General features: G+C 72.5%; 21 protein-coding genes. 11 read left to right on the top strand and 10 right to left on the bottom strand.

Going from position 1 to position 21663, the window contains the following annotated elements; translation table 11 throughout:
* Positions 1–182: 182 nt before the first annotated feature.
* The gene (locus tag AMK25_RS15615; RefSeq protein WP_073829080.1) at positions 183–938 is read right to left on the bottom strand and encodes a maleylpyruvate isomerase family mycothiol-dependent enzyme; all 756 of its coding nucleotides are present in this window, start codon (positions 936–938) and stop codon (positions 183–185) included.
* A 70-nt stretch (positions 939–1008) separates the two neighbouring features.
* On the opposite strand from AMK25_RS15615, the gene AMK25_RS15610 reads away from it, so the two are divergent.
* Positions 1009–2100 carry a UDP-N-acetylmuramate dehydrogenase gene (locus AMK25_RS15610; protein WP_073829079.1) on the top strand — a complete coding sequence of 364 codons (1092 nt, stop codon included), beginning with the start codon at positions 1009–1011 and terminating at the stop codon, positions 2098–2100.
* A gap of 360 nt (positions 2101–2460) precedes the next feature.
* Here the strand turns inward: AMK25_RS15610 and AMK25_RS15605 are convergent, their stop codons facing one another.
* Both AMK25_RS15605 and AMK25_RS15600 read right to left on the bottom strand, forming a co-directional pair.
* Complete coding sequence (locus tag AMK25_RS15605) at positions 2461–3243, bottom strand: SAM-dependent methyltransferase (protein WP_073829078.1); 783 nt, start codon at positions 3241–3243, stop codon at positions 2461–2463.
* Positions 3244–3299: 56 nt separating this feature from the next.
* Complete coding sequence (locus AMK25_RS15600) at positions 3300–4064, bottom strand: SDR family NAD(P)-dependent oxidoreductase (protein WP_073829077.1); 765 nt, start codon at positions 4062–4064, stop codon at positions 3300–3302.
* Between the two features lie 171 nt (positions 4065–4235).
* Between AMK25_RS15600 and mshA the strand changes: the two genes are divergently transcribed.
* From mshA to AMK25_RS15585, 3 genes are all read left to right on the top strand, one after another.
* Complete coding sequence (mshA, locus tag AMK25_RS15595; RefSeq protein ID WP_073829076.1) at positions 4236–5597, top strand: D-inositol-3-phosphate glycosyltransferase; 1362 nt, start codon at positions 4236–4238, stop codon at positions 5595–5597.
* Between the two features lie 51 nt (positions 5598–5648).
* The gene (locus AMK25_RS15590) at positions 5649–6182 is read left to right on the top strand and encodes a YbjN domain-containing protein (RefSeq protein WP_073829075.1); all 534 of its coding nucleotides are present in this window, start codon (positions 5649–5651) and stop codon (positions 6180–6182) included.
* A gap of 188 nt (positions 6183–6370) precedes the next feature.
* Entirely contained in the window at positions 6371–7243 is an 873-nt protein-coding gene (locus tag AMK25_RS15585; protein WP_241826385.1) for a hypothetical protein, read from the top strand.
* Between the two features lie 374 nt (positions 7244–7617).
* Here the strand turns inward: AMK25_RS15585 and AMK25_RS15580 are convergent, their stop codons facing one another.
* Both AMK25_RS15580 and AMK25_RS15575 read right to left on the bottom strand, forming a co-directional pair.
* A complete protein-coding gene (locus tag AMK25_RS15580) occupies positions 7618–8868 on the bottom strand; it encodes an MFS transporter (RefSeq protein ID WP_073829073.1) in 1251 nt (416 codons plus the stop codon).
* 80 nt (positions 8869–8948) lie between these two features.
* Positions 8949–10274, bottom strand: coding sequence for an MDR family MFS transporter (locus AMK25_RS15575; protein WP_073829072.1), 1326 nt, complete (start codon positions 10272–10274; stop codon positions 8949–8951).
* Positions 10275–10424: 150 nt separating this feature from the next.
* Between AMK25_RS15575 and AMK25_RS15570 the strand changes: the two genes are divergently transcribed.
* On the top strand, positions 10425–11192 hold the full coding sequence (locus AMK25_RS15570) for a phosphoglyceromutase (RefSeq protein WP_073829071.1): 768 nt from the start codon (positions 10425–10427) through the stop codon (positions 11190–11192).
* 99 nt (positions 11193–11291) lie between these two features.
* Here the strand turns inward: AMK25_RS15570 and phoU are convergent, their stop codons facing one another.
* Positions 11292–11936: a phosphate signaling complex protein PhoU gene (gene phoU, locus AMK25_RS15565; RefSeq protein ID WP_073829070.1), complete on the bottom strand. Its 645-nt coding sequence runs from the start codon at positions 11934–11936 to the stop codon at positions 11292–11294.
* Positions 11937–12136: 200 nt separating this feature from the next.
* Here phoU and AMK25_RS15560 point away from each other — a divergent pair, with 200 nt between their 5' ends.
* The 3 genes from AMK25_RS15560 (at position 12137) to AMK25_RS15550 (ending at position 15818) form a co-directional block, all read left to right on the top strand.
* On the top strand, positions 12137–13429 hold the full coding sequence (locus AMK25_RS15560; protein WP_073829069.1) for a sensor histidine kinase: 1293 nt from the start codon (positions 12137–12139) through the stop codon (positions 13427–13429).
* Positions 13430–13450: 21 nt separating this feature from the next.
* A complete protein-coding gene (locus tag AMK25_RS15555; RefSeq protein WP_030504594.1) occupies positions 13451–14134 on the top strand; it encodes a response regulator transcription factor in 684 nt (227 codons plus the stop codon).
* Positions 14135–15239: 1105 nt separating this feature from the next.
* The gene (locus tag AMK25_RS15550) at positions 15240–15818 is read left to right on the top strand and encodes a hypothetical protein (protein ID WP_073829068.1); all 579 of its coding nucleotides are present in this window, start codon (positions 15240–15242) and stop codon (positions 15816–15818) included.
* A gap of 47 nt (positions 15819–15865) precedes the next feature.
* Here the strand turns inward: AMK25_RS15550 and AMK25_RS15545 are convergent, their stop codons facing one another.
* Positions 15866–16672, bottom strand: a complete 807-nt coding sequence (locus AMK25_RS15545; protein WP_073829067.1) for a hypothetical protein — start codon at positions 16670–16672, stop codon at positions 15866–15868.
* A 74-nt stretch (positions 16673–16746) separates the two neighbouring features.
* On the opposite strand from AMK25_RS15545, the gene AMK25_RS15540 reads away from it, so the two are divergent.
* Both AMK25_RS15540 and AMK25_RS15535 read left to right on the top strand, forming a co-directional pair.
* Positions 16747–17691: a Ppx/GppA phosphatase family protein gene (locus AMK25_RS15540; RefSeq protein WP_073829066.1), complete on the top strand. Its 945-nt coding sequence runs from the start codon at positions 16747–16749 to the stop codon at positions 17689–17691.
* Between the two features lie 74 nt (positions 17692–17765).
* Entirely contained in the window at positions 17766–18572 is an 807-nt protein-coding gene (locus AMK25_RS15535) for a sugar phosphate isomerase/epimerase family protein (RefSeq protein WP_198937523.1), read from the top strand.
* Positions 18573–18593: 21 nt separating this feature from the next.
* Here AMK25_RS15535 and AMK25_RS15530 read toward each other — a convergent pair whose 3' ends face one another.
* Genes AMK25_RS15530 through AMK25_RS15520 form a run of 3 tightly spaced genes read right to left on the bottom strand, consistent with a single transcriptional unit; the run spans position 18594 to position 20623 of the window.
* A complete protein-coding gene (locus tag AMK25_RS15530; RefSeq protein WP_073829064.1) occupies positions 18594–19160 on the bottom strand; it encodes a CGNR zinc finger domain-containing protein in 567 nt (188 codons plus the stop codon).
* Positions 19161–19179: 19 nt separating this feature from the next.
* Positions 19180–20346: a glutathionylspermidine synthase family protein gene (locus tag AMK25_RS15525; protein ID WP_073829063.1), complete on the bottom strand. Its 1167-nt coding sequence runs from the start codon at positions 20344–20346 to the stop codon at positions 19180–19182.
* Position 20347: 1 nt separating this feature from the next.
* Positions 20348–20623 carry a hypothetical protein gene (locus AMK25_RS15520; protein WP_241826368.1) on the bottom strand — a complete coding sequence of 92 codons (276 nt, stop codon included), beginning with the start codon at positions 20621–20623 and terminating at the stop codon, positions 20348–20350.
* Positions 20624–20741: 118 nt separating this feature from the next.
* Between AMK25_RS15520 and AMK25_RS15515 the strand changes: the two genes are divergently transcribed.
* Complete coding sequence (locus AMK25_RS15515; RefSeq protein ID WP_073829061.1) at positions 20742–21662, top strand: proline dehydrogenase family protein; 921 nt, start codon at positions 20742–20744, stop codon at positions 21660–21662.
* The last annotated feature ends 1 nt before the right edge of the window (position 21663 follow it).

Genomic DNA, 21663 nt, shown 5'->3' with positions numbered 1-21663 from the left:
TCTCGGGGTCGTCGAATCGGGTGGTGGAAGGCGGTTCCGGAACTAAGAGAGCGCTCTCACGACAGCGTGGTGGAGGGTCCCGGACCTTGTCAAGAGAGCGCTCTCAGAGCAACCGAAAAAGGCGGAGAGGGACGGTTACCGCCCCTCTCCGCCCGTAATCGCCGCCCGGCTCGGCGCCGGCCTCAGCCGACCCGCAGGCCGTCCAGCAGGCCGCGGTCGCCCGCCACGTCCAGCGCGTCGAAGCTGATCCGGCCCATCAGGGCCAGCAGCAGATCACTCGCCGTGCCGGCCATCTGCGCCCGGGCCCGGTGGTCGTCGTGGTCGAGGATCGTCGCGGTGTCCAGCAGCGCGACCCCCTCGCCGCGCAGCCGCAGGTACCACTCCTGCGCGGCGTCCGTCGCGCTCAGCTGCACCACGCCGTGCCACTGCCCCGGCCGCACCCGCCGGCCCGCCGGGAGCCAGGTGTCCAGCACCTCGCTCACCCCGTCGGCCGCGAGCTTGGCCTCGATCGGATCACCCGCGCCGATGGCGAGCTGGGCGTCCCAGCGGTGCACAGCCGTCTCGTGCGCCAGCCGGCGCGGCCAGAACGCGGCCTTCTTCGGCTGGGGCGCGAAGTTCCAGGCCGGCGTCTCCGGATCCGTCGCCTCCAGGAGCGCGCTGATCCGCTCGTACTCCCGCACGTACCACTGGGCCGGGGTCAGGTCCGCCGGCGGCTCCGGGTCGTGCCGCTCCGGGCGGGTGGTGCCGCCGGCGGTCAGCACGGTGCCCGCCCAGACGTACACGCGGGCCAGGTGATGGGCGAGATCGGTCACCGTCCAGCCGGGACAGGACAGCACGGGTGTCTCGGGCGGCGCCTCCGAAACCGCCGCGGCGAAGGCGGGACCCTCCGTACGCAGCGCGCCGATCCAGAAGTCCTTCGTGTGGTGCAGTCTGCTCATCGCCATCCTCCCGGGGGTGACCGGGCCACCAGTGGGTGCGCCGGCTACCCCTCAGCCTAGGGTGAAAGGCGTGTCAGACGTCTACGCCGAACCGGCTACTGCCGGTGAACCGACCGATCCGGCCACCCTGGCGCACTACACCACGCTCCGGCTCGGCGGACCCGCCGGGCGGCTGGAGATCGCCGAGGACGCCGCCCAGATCGTGCGAAAAGTGCAGGAAGCGGAGGCCCGCGAGCAGGCCGTACTGGTCCTGGCGGGCGGCAGCAACGTCGTGATCGGCGATCAGGGCTTCCCGGGCGCCGTCGTGCTCGTCCGCTCCCGGGGGTTCCAGGCCGTCGCCGAGGACGGCGACACCGTCACGGTACGTGTGCAGGCCGGCGAGCCGTGGGACGACTTCGTCGCCGCCACCGTCGAGCGCGGCTGGTCCGGGCTGGAGTGCCTCTCCGGCATCCCCGGCTCGGCCGGCGCGACACCGATCCAGAACGTCGGCGCGTACGGCCAGGAGGTGGCCGAGACGATCGTCGCCGTCGAGGCGTACGACCGGACGGAGCGCCGGGTGGTGCGGATCGCGGCGGCCGACTGCGGGTTCGTCTACCGGGGCAGCATCTTCAAGTACAGCGACCGCTGGGTGGTGCTCTCGGTCGATTTCCGGCTCACCCGGTCCCCGCGCTCCGGGCCGGTCCGCTACGCCGAACTGGCCCGGGCGCTCGGGGTCGAGGTCGGCGACCGGGTGCCGCTGGCCGAAGCCCGTTCCACAGTGCGCCGGCTGCGCGCCGGCAAGGGCATGGTGCTCGACCCGGCCGACCCGGACACCTGGTCGGTGGGCTCGTTCTTCACCAACCCGGTGCTGCCGGGCGAGGTGTTCGAGCAGGTACGGGAACGCGCCACCGACCTGGGTGAGCCGCCGCACTGGCCCGGCGTCGACGGCATGGTCAAGGTCAGCGCCGCGTGGCTGATCGACAAGGCCGGGTTCGGCAAGGGGTACGCCGGGCCGGAGGGCGTCGCCATCTCCAGCAAGCACACGCTCGCGCTCACCAACCACTCCGGCGCCGCCAGCACGGCCGCGCTGGTGGCGCTGGCCCGCGAGATCCGCGACGGCGTCGAGTCCCGCTTCGGCGTAACCCTCCACCCCGAACCAGTCCTAATCAACTGCACCATCTAACCCTTCGCCCCCGCCCCCGGCCTTGCTCCGCCTCGCCGATCTTGCACTCCCGGCCCCCGGTACGGGTTTTTTGCCCGCTTTGCCGGGACGGCAAGTGCAAGATCGGCGCAGGCTTGGCGATCTTGCACTTCGGGCCCTTGGTGGGGGCGGTTTAGCCCGTTCTGCCGGGGCAGTAAGTGCAAGATCAACGGCGCTGGGCTCGGCGGGGCCCGTCGAGGGCTCCCGGGGAGGGGCGGGCATTCCTTGATCTTGGAGTTGTGGCACCTCGCGAACTGTGCTTACCGGACATCCGAGGCGCCACAACTCCAAGATCGGCGGGCGGTGGGCGCGGGGCGCGAGGGTGGGTGCGGGTGGGGCGGGTCAGCGGGGGGATACGGCGGGCCAGGGGAGCGTGAGGTAGCCGTGGCGCCACGTGCGGGGGCTGTCCTGGATCGGCCAGCCTGACTCCTTCACCGCCTCGGCCGTGCGCAGCCAGCGCTGGCGCGGGCCGAACGGGGCGTAGCCGGCAGCCGAGCGCCACGCCTGCTCCAGCGCTTCGATCAGGTCGTGGATGCGTTCACCTGGGACGTTGCGGTGGATCAGCGCCTTCGGCAGCCGTTCGGCTAGCGTCGCAGGGCTCTCCAGCGTGGTCAGCTTCGCCGACAGCGTGAGTGTGCGCGGGCCGGTGGCGTCCAGCAGCACCCAGGAGCCGAGCCGCCCCAGCTCGTCGCAGGTGCCCTCGACCAGCAGCCCGCCCGGCGCGAGCCGGCCGGTGACGGTGTGCCAGGCGTCGGCCACCTCGCTCTCGTCGTACTGGCGTAGCACGTTGAACGCGCGGACGAGCGCGGGACGCAACCCGGCCAGCTCGAAGCCGCCCCGGGCGAACGTCAGCCCGGGTGGGTCGGCGGCGGGGCGGGCGGCGGCGACGCGTACCGGATCGATCTCCAGGCCGACCACCCGCACGTCGGCGCGGACCCCGGCGGCCAGCCGGGCCCGCAGTTCGACCGGGGTGACCGGGGTGGCGCCGTAGCCCAGGTCCACCACGAGCGGGTCGGCGGCGGCGCGCAGCGCGTCGCCGCAGGTCTCGACGATCCAGTTGTCCACCCGCCGGAGCCGGTTGGGGTTGGTGGTGCCCCGGGTGGCCACGCCGAGCGGACGCTCCATCAGTGCCTCCGGGTCAGCGACTGCGGGGCTCGCAACACCGGCTCACTCCTCGCGCTTCACGACGTCCGGTGCACCTTGTGCTGCGCGGCCTGGGCCAGCGGGCGGACCACGAGCTGGTCGATGTTGACGTGGTGCGGGCGGGTCGCGCACCACGCCACGCAGTCGGCCACGTCGTCGGCGACGAGGGGCTCGGCGACCCCGGCGTAGACCGCCTCCGCCCGGTCGGCGTCACCGCCGAAGCGGACCAGGCCGAACTCCTCGGTCTTCACCATGCCGGGGTCGATCTCGATCACCCGGACCGGGCGTCCGCACAGCTCCAGCCGGAGCGTCCCGGCGATCGCGGTCTGCGCGTGCTTGGCGGCCGTGTAACCGCCGCCGCCCTCGTAGACCACGCGCCCGGCGGTGGAGCTGACGATCACGATCGTGCCGGCGCCGGAGCGCTCCAGCGCGGGGAGCAGCGCCTTGGTGACGCGCAGCGTGCCGAGCACGTTGACGTCGTACATCCATTGCCAGTCGCCCACGTCGGCCGTCTCGACCGGGTCCAGGCCGCGGGCGCCGCCGGCGTTGTTCACCAGCAGGGTGACCGGCCCGGGCGCGGCCTCGGCGGCGGCGGCCAGGCCGGCGACGGACTCGTCCGAGGTCACGTCGCACGCCACCGCTGTCGCCGTGCCACCGGCCGCCTCGATCTCGGCGACCAGCGCGGCCAGCCGGTCGGTACGCCGGGCGGCGGTCAGCACGTGGAAACCCTCGGCGGCCAGCCGGCGGGCGGTGGCCGCGCCGATCCCGCTGGACGCCCCGGTGACGATGGCGACGGAAGTCATCCGGCCATTGTCTCCCGCCGCCGGGCCCCGCGCGGTGATGAGGTCCGTCACGCCGGGGACCCGGCGAAGGGCATTTCCGTACCCCGATGGGGAAGATGAGATCCGGCACACGGGTTGACCGAGAAGCGCCGGTCGTGCGGGACGGCATCAACCGTGACAGAGGGAGCGGACGTGGCGGATATGCACACCGGTGTCGGTCGTCAGCGAGGTGCCCTGCCGTGGCCGCGGCCCCGCCGGATCGCCACGCTCTCGGTGCACACGTCGCCGCTGCACCAGCCCGGCACCGGTGACGCGGGCGGCATGAACGTCTACATCCTGGAGGTGGCCCGGCGGCTGGCCGAGGCCGACGTCGAGGTGGAGATCTTCACCCGGGCCACCGCCGGTGACCTGCCCCCGGTGGTCGAGGTGGCGCCCGGTGTGTCGGTCCGGCACGTCACCGCCGGGCCCCTGGAGGGGCTGACCAAGGAGGAACTGCCGGGTCAGCTCTGCGCCTTCACCGCCGGCGTGCTGCGCGCGGAGGCGGCCCGCCCGCCGGGCCACTACGACCTGATCCACTCGCACTACTGGCTCTCCGGGCAGGTCGGCTGGCTGGCCAAGGAGCGCTGGGGCGTACCGCTGGTGCACACCGCGCACACGCTCGCCAAGGTCAAGAACGCGCGGCTCGCCGCGGGGGACCGTCCGGAGCCTAAGGCCCGGGTGATCGGCGAGGAGCAGGTGGTCACCGAGGCCGACCGGCTGGTCGCCAACACCCGGGTGGAGGCGCGTGACCTGCTCGACCGGTACGCGGCCGAGCCGGACCGGGTGGCGGTGGTGGAGCCCGGCGTCGACCTGGACCGGTTCCGGCCCGCATCCGGCGACCGGGACGCCGCGACCCGGGCCGCCCGTCGCCGCCTCGGCCTGCCGGCCGACGGGTACGTGGTCGCGTTCGTCGGCCGGATCCAGCCGCTCAAGGCGCCGGACGTGCTGGTCCGCGCCGTCGCCGCGCTGCGCGAGCGGGATCCGGCGCTGGCCGACGAGCTGACAGTGGTGATCTGCGGCGGCCCCAGCGGCAGCGGCCTGGACCGGCCGACCGCGCTGATCGAGCTGGCGCACGCGCTCGACGTGGCCGACCGGGTGCGTTTCCTGCCGCCGCAGACCGGCGCGGACCTGCCCGCCCTCTACCGCGCCGCCGACCTGGTCGCGGTGCCGTCGCACAACGAGTCGTTCGGCCTGGTCGCGCTGGAGGCCCAGGCGTGCGGCACGCCGGTGCTGGCCGCCGCCGTGGGCGGCCTGGTCACGGCGGTACGCGACGGCGTCAGCGGGGTGCTCATCGACGGCCACGACCCGGCGGACTGGGCCCGGGCGCTGGCGCGCCTGCTGCCCGACCGGGTACGCCGTGCCGCGCTGGGCCGCGGGGCCGAGCGGCACGCCCGGGAGTTCTCCTGGCACCGCACCGCCTCCGGCCTGCTCGCCGTCTACGGGGAGGCGATCACCGAGCACCGGGCCCGGCTGGCACGGCGTACCGGCGACCCGGCCCTGCTGTGCTCCTGGTGACGGCCACCGGCCACCGGGCGGCCCCGCTAAGCCGGTCGTAGAGTGGGTGCGATGAGCCGCAGGAGTGATGTCGCCGCGCTGATCGAGTCCGTCTGCGCCGAGCGCGAGCTGGAGTGGGAGTCGACAGGCGAGGCGTCGTACGCGGTGACCCTGCCCGGCACGCACAAGCTCAAGACGATCTGCAACCTGATCGTGGGCGAGCACGCGCTGCGGGTCGAGGCGTTCGTGATGCGCCAGCCCGACGAGCGCCGCGAGGAGCTGTGGGCCTGGCTGCTGCAACGCAACGCCCGGATGTACGGCGTCTCGTTCTCCATCGACGCGGTCGGCGACGTCTACCTGACCGGGCGGGTCAACCTGGCCGGGGTCGACGCCGACGAGCTGGACCGCCTGCTCGGCTCCGTGCTGACGTACGCCGACGAGTCGTTCGACAGCATGCTGGAGATCGGCTTCGGCGCCGCCATCCGCCGCGAGTGGGAGTGGCGGGTCAAGCGCGGCGAGTCGACAGCCAACCTGGCCGCGTTCGCGCACCTTTTCGAGCCGTCCGCCACTGCCGGATCGCCCGCCGGAGGTTCGGAGCCCTCCTGACGGGTATGCCGCCCCGCGCGGTGCGGAGCATTGGGACCCACCGCGGGCCGAGGACGGACTGTCGAGGAGCGTGTCCCATGGCTCAGCGCAACAGCTCAGGTCGCGGCACGACTGCGACCCGTACCAAGCGGCAAAGCGGCAATCAGACGCCGAACACCCCGGGGGTGTCGGAGTCGGCGATCTCCCGGATGAAGGTCGACGACATCCGCAGCCAGCTCCGGCGGCGTGGAGTCTCCGGGATCTCCGCGCTGCGGAAGCCGGAACTGGTGAAGACCCTGGCGCGCAGCATGCGCTCCGAGGGGGGCGGTGGCGCCGCGCGGCGCAGCTCCGGCCCGGCCGGCCGGGCCTCCGCCACCCGCAAGAGCACCGCCGCGAAGAAGACCACCGCCCGTCGCGCGACGTCGCCGGCCAAGTCCGCGCCGGCCGCGCGGGCCACCGGGGCCAGGGCCAAGGCGACGGGTACGCGCAAGGCGGCACCCGCCCGCGCCAAGGCCACCTCGTCACGGGCGACCGCGACGCGCGCGAAGGCGGCTCCGTCCCGCGCGAAGGCCGCGCCTGCTCGGGCGAAGGCGGCCCCGTCACGGGCCAAGGCCGCACCGGCTCGGGCCAAGGCGGCGCCGGCTCGGGCGAAGGCGGCCCCGGCCAAGGCGGCCACGACCCGCAAGGCGACGTCGGCTCGGGCGCAGAGCGCGCCGACCCGCGGTCCGGCGTCCAGCCGGTCGATCGGGTCCTCGCAGCTCATCACGTCGCTTGCGGACCGGCCGGAGCGTCCGGGCCGCAGCCTGGTCACCCGTAACCACGAGGTGATCCAGAGGTGGGCGCGGGCGCGGGGCGCGAAGCCGGCCACCATTGCCGGCACCGAGCGCGGCGACCGGCCCGGGGTGCTCACGTTCAACATGCCGGGGTACCGGGAGAGCAGCCGGATCCGGGAGATCACCTGGGACGACTGGTTCCGGACGTTCGACCTGCGGCGGCTGAACCTGATCTACCAGGAGCAGATGCGGGACGGGCGGCAGAGCAACTTCTTCCGGACCGAGAACCCGAATCGCGAGGACGGCTGAGGTTTACGGGAATGGACCCCGGGAACCCGATGTTTGCCATCCCAGGGACCACAGCACGGGCAGCCGGATTCCCGACACGGACGCTGTGACGGGCAAGACAGCGATCTGGGTTGAATCCGGAATCCGGGCGAACTAACTTTATTGCACCGCGTCACGCTTGTTTCCGTTCGGGGGAGCGGTGGATCGATCAGATCCGCGCAAGTGAGACGCGAAGATCGGGTGGATCACGCCGTTGGGGGACGGTGCCGCCCGTGGAACCGGCGGCGCGAGCGGGCGACGCTTACGGGGGTGAGTGTCGCCCGCCGCCGCCGGGCGTACGGTACGAGCGCCCATCTCGACGGGGGTCGGGATGGGCGCTCTGCCGTTGTCAGCGCTCAGCGGGCGGACCTCACGGGTTCCGCGGCCGCCGTCCGCAGCGCCGCGACCCGGCGCTCCCGGGGCGGCCCGGCGAGCAGGTGCCCGGCCGCGGCCAGCAGCCCGAGCGCGCCGACCACCAGCCAGTGCCGCTCACCCAGGTGCTCCAGGCTGAGCCCGCCGAGCGCGGGCGCCACGAACGACGCGGCCGGGAACGTCAGGTAGAACACCGACTGGTAGCGGGCGCGCAGTTCGGGCGGGGCGAGGTCGGCGTTGATCTGCGCGTTCGGCGGCGCGGCGAGCATCTGCCCGGCCGTCCAGACCACCGCCGCGCCGAGGTAGAGCGGCAGCCCGTCGGCGACCGTGAGCGTGCCGAACCCGAGCGCCATCAACGCGGTGGAGACGGCCAGCACCGTCGACTTGCGGTACGGCTCGATGAGCCGGGGCACGAACAGCTGCCCGGCCACGATGAGCGCCCCGCCGAGCGCCACCACCAGCCCGTACGCCGACGGGCGCAGGCCGTCCGCGCGCATCGCCAGCGGCATGATCGTGGAGGTCTGCATGGTCAGCACGGCGAGCAGGAACGTCAGCCCGACGAACGCCAGGAACGTGCGGTCGGTGAGCGCGGTGTGCAGACCGGGACGGCGTCCCACCACCGCGCGGGGCGTGAGCGCCGGACGCCGGGTGAGTGTCTCCGGCACCTTCAGCGCGATCACGACTGCCGCCGCCAGCGTGGCTCCGGCGTCGACCAGGAACAGCGCCGTGAAACTGGCCTCGGCGAGTACGCCGGCCAGCAGCGAGGCCACCGCCATGCCGAGGTTGAACGCCCAGAACTGGAGGTTGAACGCGCGGGAGCGGCGCGCCTCGGGCACCACGTCCACGATGGCCGCCACGAACGCCGGGCTGGGCATCGAGTGCGCGACCCCGACCAGCGTGGCCAGCACGGCGATCATCGCCAGGTGCGTGCTGAACGCCAGCGCCGCCATCAGCCCGGCGGCGACCAGATGGGCGGCGAGCAGCGTGGCCCGCCGTCCCCACCGGTCGGCCAGTACGCCGCCGAGCAGCGTGCCGGCCGCGCCACCGATCCCGTACGCGCCGACCACGAGCCCGGCCAGCGACGGCGGGGCGCCCCGCGCGGCGGTCAGGTACAGCGACAGGAACAGCAGCGCGAACGCGCCGGCCCGATTGATCAGCAGGCCGGACCAGAGGTACCAGAACGTGGCCGGCAGTCCGCCGGCTGTGTCGTCCCACCAGCGCCGCAGGCCGCGCACCCGTCCTCCAGGAAGGTTTCCTTACCGATTCCGTCCCGTACGGTATCCACCCGCCTCGGGGCGGTCGCGTCGGGGCGTACTCAGGAACCGGCGCGGACCGGGTCGGCGGGTGAGGTGGCCGCGGCCTCGGCCGCCTCGGGCGCCGGGGTGGTGGTGACGGTGACCGGCGTGACGGGCGTGCCCACGGCGCGCAGCGCGACCGCGCGACGCTCCCGGGCCGGGCCGGAGATCAGGTGGGCGACCGCCGCCACGACGCCGATGCCCGCGCAGCCCAGCCAGAGCGTGCTGTTGCCGGCGTGCTCGCGGACCAGGCCGCCGAGGATCGGCGCGGCGGCACCGGCGAGCTGCCAGGACAGCGAGAAGACGCCCTGGTAGCGGCCGCGCAGCGCGGCCGGCGACAGCTCCGCGATCAGGGTGGCGTTGGACGGGGAGTTGAGCATCTCGCCGAGGGTCCAGATCAGCACGGTCAGGCCGTAGAGCCAGACCGTGTCGGCGAGCGCGGTGAGCCCGAAGCCTGCGCCCATCACCAGCGACGCGAGCGCCAGCACGTGCGAGCGGCTGCGGCCCTTGATGAGCCGGGGTACGAAGAGTTGACCGAACACGATGAGCACGCCGTTCAGTGCGATCACCGAGCCGTAGGTGGCCGGGCTGAGCCCGGAGTCGCCCATCGCGATCGGCAGCATCGAGATGTGCTGGAGGAACACCAGCGCGGCGAGCAGGTTGAGCGCGACGAAGCCGAGGAACACCCGGTCGGCGAGGATGGTGCGCAGCGCGCCGGCCGGCGCCGGCATGCCCTTGGCCGGGAGCACTGTGACCGGGCCGCGGGTCTCGCCGACCTTGGCGAAGATGATCAGCGCGGTCACCAGCGTGGTGGTCGCGTTCACCAGGAACAACAGCAGGTAGCTGCCCTGGGCGGCGAAGCCGGCGAGCACGGCGGCGCAGGCGAAGCCGAGGTTGATGGCCCAGTAGTTCAGCGAGAAGGCGCGCAGCCGGTCCTTGTCCGGCACCACGTCGACCATCATCGCGCCGAAGGCGGGGCGGGCGGCCTCGGCGAACGCGCCGAGCAGCAGCGCGCCCACCGCGACCGCCCAGAGCGGACGGGCGAGGCCCAGCGCGATCATCATGCCGGCCGCGCCGACGTGCGCGGTGAGCAGCGTGGGCCGCCGCCCCCAGCGGTCGGTCAGGGTGCCGCCGATGGTGGTGCCGACCGCGCCGCCGGCGCCCCAGAGGCCGATCACCAGACCGGCCTGGGAGGCGGAGAAGCCGCGTTCCTGGGTCAGGTAGATGGCCAGGAAGATCAGGACGAACGAGCCGAGCCGGTTGATCAGCGTGCCGGCCCAGAGGTACCAGAACGTCCGTGGCAGGCCACCGGCCGTGTCCTGGAACCAGCCTCGTACCGTCCGCATCCCGACGCCCCCGTGTGGTAATGACCGACCTGTTTAGAACGCCTTACAACCTAGTGCCGGGCCAAAGGCGTGGTCATCAGGTTTTCCACGTGGTGGTCGTCACGACCGGTCGGCGCGTGTCCGTCGCGCCGGTACGGCAGGATGATCGGCATGACTGCGAGCGAGGGGCCCACCGTCGGGACGCTGGTCCTGCTGCGGCACGGCGAGAGCGACTGGAACGCCAAGAACCTCTTCACCGGCTGGGTCGACGTCGACCTGACCACCAAGGGAGAGACCGAGGCGCGGCGTGGCGGCGAGCTGCTGCGCGAGCACGACCTGCTGCCGGACGTGGTGCACACGAGCCTGATGCGCCGGGCGATCCGCACCGCCGAGCTGGCGCTGAACGCCGCCGACCGGCACTGGATCGCGGTGCGCCGGTCGTGGCGGCTCAACGAGCGCCACTACGGCGCCCTGCAGGGCAAGGACAAGAAGCAGACCCTTGACGAGTACGGCGAGGAGCAGTTCATGCTCTGGCGCCGGTCGTACGACACGCCACCGCCGCCGATCGACGACGCGGACGAGTGGTCGCAGGTCGGCGACCCCCGGTACGCGCTGCTGCCGACCGAGCTGATGCCGCGCACCGAGTGCCTGAAGGACGTCGTCGAACGGATGCTGCCCTACTGGTACGACTCGATCGTGCCGGACATCCTGGCCGGCCGGACGGTGCTGGTGGCCGCGCACGGCAACTCGCTGCGTGCCCTGGTCAAGCACCTCGACCAGATCTCCGACGAGGCGATCGCCAAACTGAACATCCCCACCGGCATCCCGCTGCGTTACGACCTGGACGCCGACCTGCGTCCGCAGGTGCTCGGCGGGACGTACCTGGACCCGGCAGCGGCCAAGGACGCCGCCGCCGCGGTCGCCAACCAGGGCCGCTGAGGTGTAAGGAAGGGCCCCTTCTTAACGCCTGCGGTAGAGGAAGGGCCCCCTGTTAACGCTCGGTGTTAACAAGGGGCCCTTCCTTGCGCGAGGGGCGGGTCAGGCGGACGTGGAACCGGTGATCAGGTAGACCACGTGCTCGCCCGCGTTCACCGCGTGGTCGGCGAAGCGCTCGTAGAAGCGCCCCAGCAGCGTCGCGTCGATAGCCGTCTCCACCCCGTACGGCCAGTCGTCGCCGAGCAGCACGCCGAACAGGCTCCTGTGCAGGTCGTCCATCGCGTCGTCGTCGCCGTCCAGTTCGGCGGCCACGTCGGCGTCCGGCTTGGCCAGCACGGACCCGATCTTCTCGGCCATCCGGTCGGCGATCCCGGCCATGTCGGTGAAGACCGGCCGCAGCTCCGCCGGCACGGCCGGGGAGGGGTGCCGGCGCAGCGCCGTCTTGGCCACGTGGTCGGCAAGGTCACCCATCCGCTCCAGGTCGGCGGCCACGTGCAGGGCGGTGATCATGGCACGCAGGTCGGAGGCGACCGGCGCCTGCCGGGCCAGCAGGTCGCAGACCCGCTCCTCCACGTGCCGGTACAGCTCGTCGATCTCGGCGTCCCGCGCGATCACCGTCTCGGCGGCCGTCCGGTCGGCGGTGAGCAGACCCTTCGTGGCCTGCCGCATGGCCGCGCGTACCGCCTCGGCCATGTCCACCAGCAACTGGCTGACAATCTGCAGGTCGGCCCGGAACTCGTCGCGCATCGTCACTTCCTGAGGTCGGTGGCCGTGACCCCTAGGGGTACGGCGGGAGCAGGTGCGCGCCCCACGCTAGGCCGAACGGTCGGCACCAGGATGAACGTGGGTGAACGACGCGGGGCCCGCAGGTGAACTTTGCCGAAAGCGAGAGTGGTTCGTCCCTTTGTGCCCGATCCCCGGGTTAACAATGACCATACGATCGCCGGGTGGAATGGGCGGTGGCCATCGCGGTGGCCGTGGCGCTGGTGACCGGGCTGGTCGCCGGAGCGACGCTGTCCGGACCGGTTGAACAATGGCGGCGCCGGCGGGCGTCGCGGGGCGGCGGGACCACCCGTCGTGACGCAGGGAGGCCGACGATTCCGGACGACCAGCAGGGGGGCCTATCCGGGCTCGGCCGCAAGACGATCGACTCGCTGCGCGCCGGCGTGGTGGTGCTCGGCCCGGACGACGTGCCGGTGCTCGTGAACCCGGCCGCCCGGGCGATGGGTCTGCTCCGTACCGGGGCGACACCCGGATCGATCGCGGCGCACCCGTTGATCCGTACCCTCGCCGGGCAGGTCCGCCGCACGGGCGTGCGGCGCGAGATCGAGCTGGACCTGCCCCGGGGCCGCGACGGCGGTGGCGACAACCCGCTCGGCGTGCACCTGCGGGCGATGGGACTGGGCTCCGGCTACGTCTCGATCGAGGCGGTCGACGTCACCGAGTCGCACCGTCTCGCGCGGGTACGGCGGGACTTCGTGGCGAACGTCAGCCACGAGTTGAAGACACCCATCGGCGCGCTGCAACTGCTCGCCGAGGCGCTTGTCGACGCCACCGAGCCAGCCGCCGACGGCGCGCCCGACCTGTCCGAGGACATGGTCGCCGCACGGCGGTTCGCCGAGCGGATCCAGCACGAGTCGACGAGGCTCGGCCGGCTCGTGCAGGAGCTGCTGGAACTCACCCGGCTCCAGGGCGCCGAGCCGCAACCCGCCCCCGAGCCGGTCTCGGTGGACTGGGTGCTCGCCGAGGTCGTCGACCGGACCCGCACCGCGGCCGCCGCCCGCCGGGTGGAGATCGCCGTCGGCGGGCAGCGGGGCCTGACCGTGTACGGCAGCGACAGTCAACTCGCCACCGCGGTGGCGAACCTGGTGGAGAACGCGATCACCTACTCCGCCGAGGACACCACGGTCCGGGTCACGGTGACCGGCACCGACGAGCACGTCGAGATCGCCGTGGCCGACCAGGGCATCGGCATCGCCCCGAACGAGGTCGACCGGGTCTTCGAACGCTTCTACCGCGCCGACCAGGCCCGCTCCCGCGCGACCGGCGGCACCGGTCTGGGACTGGCCATCGTCAAGCACATCGCCAGCAACCATGGCGGCCGGGTGGAAGTGTCGAGCACCCTTGGTGGGGGGTCGACGTTCACCCTCCGGTTGCCCGCCCGCCCCCCGGACGACCTGGAGACGACACTCGCCTCCGCTGGGATCGAGGCCGGCCCGGCCGAGCTCCGGCAGGTCTGACCACAGGAAAGGAAACACCCGTTGAGCCGCGTACTGGTGGTCGAGGACGAGGAGTCGTTCTCCGACGCCCTGTCCTACATGCTCCGCAAGGAGGGTTTCGAGGTCTCCGTCGCCGCGACGGGCACCGACGCCCTCACCGAGTTCGACCGGACCGGCGCCGACATCGTGCTGCTCGACCTGATGCTGCCGGAGATGTCGGGCACCGAGGTGTGCCGGCAGCTCCGGCAGCGCTCGCACGTGCCGATCATCATGGTCACCGCGCGGGACAGCGAGATCGACAAGGTGGTCGGCCTGGAGATCGGCGCCGACGACTACGTGACGAAGCCGTACTCGCCACGTGAACTGGTCGCCCGCATCCGGGCGGTGCTGCGCCGGCAGAGCGCCGAGTCGAACGAGACGGGCGCGCCGACGCTCGCCGCCGGCCCGGTCCGGATGGACATCGAACGGCACGTGGTGACCGTCGGCGGCGCCGGTGTGCAGCTCCCGCTCAAGGAGTTCGAGCTGCTGGAGCTGCTGCTGCGCAACGCCGGCCGGGTGCTCACCCGAGGGCAGTTGATCGACCGCGTCTGGGGCGCCGACTACGTGGGCGACACGAAGACGCTGGACGTGCACGTGAAGCGGCTGCGCTCCAAGATCGAGCCGGAGCCGTCCGCGCCGCGCTACATCGTCACGGTCCGCGGCCTGGGCTACAAGTTCGAGCCCTGATCCCCCCGGGTCCGCCCGTCCGCCCCGTCCACGCCCCGCCGATCTTGGAGTTGTGGCGCCCAGGTTGTCGGAGTTTGACACCCTTCGCGAGGTGCCACAACTCCAAGATCGCCGACCCGACCCGCCTTCGGAGGAGTTCCTGGGCGCCCCAACCCACCCAGGGCTTCCCTGGGCACGCGCGATCTTGCACTTCGGTACCCCATAAACCGCGCGAATGGGACGCTCGGAGGGCTCAAACTGCAAGATCGCGTGGTCCCGTCGCGGCCGCTTCGCTCCCGTCCAGCGCGCGCCTGCCCGGTCGCGTCGATCATGAACTTAGCGGCACTTGTTGTCCGTTTTGTCGCCGCCAGCCTCATGATCAACCCGGTGGTGGGTGCCTGGGGGAGGCTTGTTCGATCTTGGAGTTGTGGCGCCCAGGATGCCCGGCTTGACGCCCTTCGTGAGGTGCCACAACTCCAAGATCGCGGTGATCAAGGAGTTAGCGGTCTCGTGGGTGCCGGAAAGGGCCGCAAACTCCTTGATCACGGGCCGCCGGAGCGAGGTTGCCCGGGCTGGGCGCGGTGGGATGCGCTCGGCGGCGGGCCGGGGGCGGCTGCATCTGGCGTGTGTGGGAGGTGTGGGGTGAGTGTCCGGTTCGGGGGTGGCCGGCGGCACTGTGGTGGCGGAATCGTGGGCGGGCCGGTGGCGTTGTAACCAGGTGACCGACCGGGCAAGGCCCCGCCCCTCGCGGTGGCGGCGCCGGGTGTGGGAACAGTCCGGGGCTGCCGGTCGTTGAGTTCGGTTCCGGCGGCGTGAGCCGCGGGGAATCATCTCGCCCGGCCGGTCGTTGAGCCTGGTTCCGACGAGGTGAACCCCCGCCGCCCCCTCCGGTGGCGTGAGGCGCCCGACGACGTGAACCCGCGCCGCTTGCCGGTGGCGTGAGGCGCCCGGGAATGACGCCGGGCCGCCGGTCGTTGGACATCCTTCCGGCGCCGCGTAGAGGCCCCCGCCCCCGCGAGCAGCCGAGATCCCCCAAGACTTTGTTGAGCGCCTGACGGTGCTCGCCGCACCCGCGCCGAATCCCCCTGTCGGTGTGGGCGTCGATCCCCCGAATGGAGCCCCCATCATGAACACGATTCTGCGTAAGAGCATCCTGGGTATCGCTGGTCTGGCCTTCACCGGCGGCGTGTTCGCCGGCCCCGTCGCCGCGCACGCGGCCGACACCACGACCGCCGGCGTCAAGCCGGTCACCGCCACGGTGCAGGGTGACAAGCTGATCCCGCACGGCGTGCAGGGCGAGCAGTCGCGTATCGAGCTGAACGACGAGCAGACCAAGAACGTGAAGGCGATCGTCGCGGCGACGAAGAAGGCCGGCATGGACGAGCGCGCCGCCGTTGTCTCGATCGCCACCGCGCTGCAGGAGTCGAAGCTGGAGAACCTCGGCCACCTCGGTGACCGTAACGACCACGACTCGCAGGGCCTGTTCCAGCAGCGCCCCTCCTCCGGCTGGGGCACGGTCGAGCAGATCACCGACCCCGAGTACTCCACGACCGCGTTCCTGAAGGGTCTGAAGCAGGTTGACGGCTGGCAGGACATGCCGCTGACCAAGGCCGCCCAGACCGTCCAGGTCTCCGCCTACCCCGACCACTACGCCCAGTGGGAGCAGCAGGCCGCCGACCTCGTCGCCGAACACTGGAACAAGTAAGCACACAAGCGTGAAAGGCCGGCACCCCCGAGACGGGGTGCCGGCCTTCACTCGCTTGCCGGGTGCGGGGCGACCTGTCCCTGGCGCAGCCGGGCGGCGCAGAGTTCGGCCAGTTTCGCGTACGCGGGCGCACCGATGAGCGCGGTCAGCTCCGGCCCGTACGAGACGTACATCGGGTCCGCGCCGACGTGCGCGTCGGTCGAGGAGGTGCACCACCAGTCGAGGTCGTGCCCGCCCGCGCCCCAGCCGCGCCTGTCGAACTCGGCGAGCGTGGAGATCAGCACCTTCGTGTTGTCCGGCCGCTTGTGCCACTCCTGGTCGCGGCGTACCGGCAACTGCCAGCAGACGTCGGGCTTGTACTCCAGCGGATGCACCCCGTCGCGCAGCGCCTGGGCGTGCAGCGCGCAGCCGCCACCGCCGGCGAAGTCGGCGTCGTTGAGGAACACGCACGGTGCGTCCACGTCGCGGGTGGCGGTACGCCGGGCCGGCGTCTTGCCGTCGACTGTGTCGTTCTCGGTCCAGTTCTTGAACCCGCGCCGGAAGTGCTGCCACGTCTCCGGCGTCAGCCGCTTGACCGCCGCGCGGACCCGCTTCTCGTCGTCGGAGTCGGTGAAGAACGCGCCGTGCGAGCAGCACCCGTCGGCCGCCCGTCCGGCGATGATGCCGTGGCAGCCCTGCCCGAAGATGCACGTCCAGCGGGACAGCAGCCAGGTCAGGTCGGCGCGGACGACATGCTTCGGGTCGGCCGGGTCGACGAACTCGATCCACTCCCGTGGGAAGTCCAGCCCGACCTCGCGGCTGCGCGGGTCCTCGGGGTCGTCCACCAGCACGTGAAGCTCGATCTGCCCTGTCACTCGGACCAGCGTACGCGCGGTGACCCCGCCCGGCCGGCGAGCCGACGAAACGTGTTGGCCCTAGGGTCTTTCCCATGCGACTGGGTGTCCTCGACGTCGGTTCCAACACTGTGCATCTGCTGGTGGTCGACGCCCATCACGGCGCGCACCCCTGGCCGGCGCATTCGGAGAAGGTGGTGCTGCGGCTGGCCGAGCAGATCGGCCCGGACGGCGCGCTCACCGTCGGCGGCGCGGACGGCCTGGTCAAGGCGGTCGGCATGGCCCGGGCAGCGGCGGACGGGCTGGGCGCCGAGGACCTGCTCGCGTTCGCCACGAGCGCTGTTCGCGACGCCACGAACGCCGCCGACGTGCTGGCCCGCGTCCGCGACGAGACGGGCGTACGCCTGGAGGTGCTCTCCGGCGCGGACGAGGCGCGGATGACGTTCCTCGCGGTGCGGCGGTGGTTCGGCTGGTCCGCCGGGCGGCTGCTGGCGATGGACATCGGCGGCGGGTCCCTGGAGCTGGCGGCCGGCATCGACGAGCACCCGGACGTGGCGGTCTCGCTGCCGCTCGGCGCGGGCCGGCTGAGCCGGGAGCGGCTGGCTGTCGACCCGGCCGGCACGGCGCCGCCGTCGGCCGAGGCCGTGGAGGAACTGCGGGCGTACGTGGACGCGCAGCTCGACCCGGTGGTGGAGCAGTTGACGGCGGTGGGCTGGGAACGGCCGGTCGCCACGTCGAAGACGTTCCGCACGCTGGCCCGGCTGGCCGGCGCCGCTCCGTCCGGCGCGGGCCTGTGGGCGCGGCGCAGCCTGACCCGTACCGGTCTGCGGCAGGTGCTGGGGTTCATCAGGCACATCCCCCCGGCTCAGTTGCCCGAGCTGGAGGGGGTCAGCGCGCAGCGCGCGCACCAGCTCCTGGCGGGCGCGGTGGTGGCGGAGGCGGTGATGCGCCGGCTCGGCGTGGACCGCGTGGACATCTGCCCGTGGGCGCTGCGCGAGGGAGTCATCCTGCGTCGGCTGGATCAGCTCGCGCCGATGTGACCGCCCGAACGCTCTGGGTGCTTTGCGGCTGCTCGTCCCGATGCTCGCTGGCGGTGGGAGCTACCCTCGGAGGCGTGACCTACCGCGTTCCGGTACTCCTGTCCACGTCCTCGGTCTTCCCCGAACGGACCGCGGCGGCGTTCCAGCTCGCCGCCGAACTCGGCTACGACGGCATCGAGGTGATGGTCTGGACCGACCCGGTCAGCCAGGACGCGGGCGCGCTGCGCGGCCTCGCCGAGCACTACGGCGTGCCGGTGCTGTCGGTGCACGCCCCCTGCCTGCTGGTCACCCAGCGGGTGTGGAGCCCCGACCCGTGGGAGCGGCTGCGCAAGGCCGCCGAGCTGGCCGAGACGCTGGAGGCGCCGACTGTCGTGGTGCACCCGCCGTTCACCTGGCAGCGTGACTACGCGCGAAACTTCGCCGACGGGCTCGACACGATCGCCGGGCAGTTCGGCGGCCTGCACTTCGGGGTGGAGAACATGTATCCGGTGCGGATGGCGGGGCGGCAGTTCGTCCCGTACGCGCCGGGCTGGGACCCGACGGAGATCGGGTACGCCTCGTACACGCTCGACCTGTCGCACTGCGCGGCCTCGCACACCGACGCGGTGGCGATGGCCGACCGGATGGGCTCCGGCCTGGCGCACGTGCACCTGGGCGACGGCACCGGCGAGGGGCGCGACGAGCACCTGGTGCCCGGTCGCGGCGGGCAGCCCTGCGCGGAGATGCTCCGTTCGCTCGCCGGCCGAGGGTTCAGCGGCACTGTCGCGGTGGAGGTGACCACCCGGGGCGCGAAGAGCCGCGCGGTCCGCGAGGCGGACCTGCGCGAGTCGCTGGAGTTCGCCCGGGCCCACCTGACCGCGCCCTCCCCGGTCGACGCCTGACCAACGGCGCCGCCCCGGAGGTCAGCTCACCGGGGAGAGCGGCTGCGCCGGGACGGCCTGCTCGCCGACCGCCGCCCGCTTGCGGGCCCGATGCGCCGCCACGTGGGAGCGGGTGGCGCAGCGCTCGGAGCAGAACCGGCGGCAGCAGTTGGACGAGGTGTCCAGGTAGACGTTGCCGCAGCGGTCGTCGGCGCAGACGCCGAAGCGGGCGCTGCCGTACTCGCAGAGCCACACCGACAGGCCCCAGACCGCGCCGGCGAGGTATTCCGAGGAGACGGAGGCGCCCCGGCTGGTCACGTGCATGTGCCAGTCCGAGGAGTCGTGGCCGGAGATGCGTGGCTGCACCGGGAACGCCTCCAGCAGCGCGTTCAACTCCGCCACCGCCTCGTTGTCCCGGCCCGAGGTGCCGTACTCGAAGACGTCCCGGAGGCGCTTCTGCGCTCTCCGGAAGATCGCCAGGTCCCGTTCCGCGACTTCGTCGCGCATCCAGCCCTGCTCGTCCGTGAAGACAGCCCGCAGGCCGTCCAGGTCGTCCAGCCGGGCGTTGACGAGCTCGACCCCGGTCCGGGCGTACGCGTCGAAGTTCACGACACCAACGGTAGACGACTCAGGGCAGACGCGGTGCGTCGATGTAGTGGGGCAGGAACCGCGCGTAACCGTCAGTGATGAGGCTCTCGCTCTCGCGTACGCCCGCGCCGGCCGACTCGCCGTCCACGATCCAGCTGCCCAGCACCGTCCGGTTGCCCTCGAACTCGGGCAACGCGCGGAACTCCTGGTAGCAGAAGCCCTCGTCGCCGTAGATCCCCGGGTTGGTGATCTCCGTGTCGCCGGTCACGATGCGTACCGAACCGCCTTCGCGGCCGAGCAGCGGCTTGGCCACGTACTCGGTCATGCCGCGCGGCGAGTCCAGGTACGCGGGCAGCAGGTAGTCGTGCCCCGGGTACAGCTCCCAGAGCACGGCGAGCAGCGCCTTGTTCGACAGCAGCAGCTTCCAGGCCGGCTCGATCCAGGTGGTGGGCGTGCCCGGGTCGAGCGCGGGCCGCCCGTACGGCTCGGCGAGCATCCACTCCCAGGGGTAGAGCTTGAAGCAGGTGGTGATCGGCCGGTCGTCGGCGTCGACGAAGCGCCGCCCGTCCCAGCCGACCTGCTGGATCGGCATGAGCGTCACGTCCAGCCCGGCCTGGCGGGCCGTCTCGGCCAGGTAGCCGGCGGTGATCTGGTCCTCGCCCGACTCCTCCTCGTCGGACCAGAGCACGTGCGTCCGGCGTTCGTGCAGCCCGGCGCCGATCTTGGCCCACGCGCCGACCAGCCGCTCGTGCAGGCTGTTCCACTGGTCCGCGTCGGGCTGGGTGTGCTCCAGCCAGTACCACTGCACGATGCTCGCCTCGACCAGCGCGGTCGGGGTGTCGGCGTTGTACTCCAGCATCTTCGGCGGGCCGCTGCCGTCGTACCAGAGGTCGAACCGGCCGTATAGCGTCGGCGGGTTCTCCCGCAGCGAGCGGGCGACCGCCTCGGCGGCCCACTCGGGGATGCCGAACTCGGCGTACCGGCGGCGGGCCACCACGTGCTCGGCGGCGGCCACCGACATCCGGTGCAGCTCCTCGGTCGCCTCCTCCAGCCGGAGCACCTCGTCGAGCGTGAACGAGTACGCCGCCGTCTCGTCCCAGTACGACATGATCTCGCCGTCTGGTAGCTCGGTGTCGACGTACACCAGGCCCTGGGCCCGGATGGTCTCGTCCCAGCCGGGGCGCGGCGTGCTCGCCTCGCGGCGCACGTCAGCCGCCGCAGGAGGCGAGGTGGGTGCCGAAGCCGCCGCGCTCGGGCAGCGCGGCGGTCGGGGCCGCTTCGCCGCGCGAGGCGGTGGCCGGCGTGGGCACGCGCAGGGCGACCGCGACGGTGTCGCCGCCTCCACCGGCCGGTCCGAGCGCGCAGTCGTCATCGTCGTCGTCGTAACCGTTGTTGCAGCCGGAGAGCGCGAGGGCCAGCGCGGTCAGCGCGCCGAGCTGCACGGAGGCCGAGCGGAGCCGGCGCCGGGGGTGTCGTCGATCCACGTGAACGTTGTAGCCGATCTCCGCCAGCCGGGGGAGCCCGGCCCAGGCCGCAGCGCGGGAGGGGACGGGCCTCGGACGCACCCGGCGGGGGCCCGGTGGTGAGCGTTACGCTCGGCTCATGCTCCGTTCCGTCATCCTCGCCGCCTCCCGGTCTTCCCAGGTGGAGCGGCTCGTCGCGACGGCCCCGTTCACCCGGGACGTCGTCCGCCGGTTCGTCGCCGGCGCCGCCACCGACGACGCGCTGCGCGCCACCCGCGAGCTGGTCGCCGACGGCCAAGCGGTCACCCTCGACTACCTGGGCGAGGACACCACCACCCCGGAGCAGGCGAACGCCACCCGGGACGAGTACCTCACGCTGCTGAGCCGGCTGGGCGCCGCCGGGCTCACCCCGGGCGCCGAGGTCAGCGTGAAGCTGTCCGCGCTGGGCCAGATGTTCGACGAGCAGCTCGCGTACGACAACGCGCGGGCGATCTGCGCGGCGGCCGACGCGGCGGGCACCACTGTCACGCTGGACATGGAGGACCACACCACCACCGACTCGACGCTGGACATCCTGGCGAAGCTGCGCAAGGACCACCCGTCGACCGGGGCGGTGCTCCAGGCGTACCTGCGGCGGACCGAGTCGGACTGCCGGGAGCTGGCTTCCGCCGGGTCGCGGGTGCGGCTGTGCAAGGGGGCGTACAAGGAGCCGGAGTCGGTGGCGTACCAGTCGGCCCGCGAGGTCGACAAGTCGTACGTGCGCTGCATGAACGTGCTGATGGCCGGCGACGGCTACCCGATGCTCGCCACCCACGACCCGCGGCTGATCGCGATCGGGGAGGACCGGGCCCGCTGGTTCGACCGCGAACCGGGCCGGTTCGAGTTCCAGATGCTCTACGGCATCCGGCCGGACGAGCAGAAGCGCCTGGTCGGCGAGGGCTACACCGTGCGCACCTACGTGCCCTACGGCGACCAGTGGTACGGCTACCTGATGCGCCGGCTCGCGGAGCGCCCGGCCAACCTGGCGTTCTTCGGCCGGGCGGTGCTGTCGAAGAAGTGAG

The organism is Micromonospora sp. TSRI0369, from assembly GCF_001905625.1.
In the GTDB taxonomy this organism is placed as follows: Bacteria; Actinomycetota; Actinomycetes; order Mycobacteriales; family Micromonosporaceae; genus Micromonospora; species Micromonospora echinospora_A.
The sequence above is the reverse complement of the archived record's forward strand: the minus strand, read 5'-3'. Positions and strand labels throughout refer to the sequence as shown.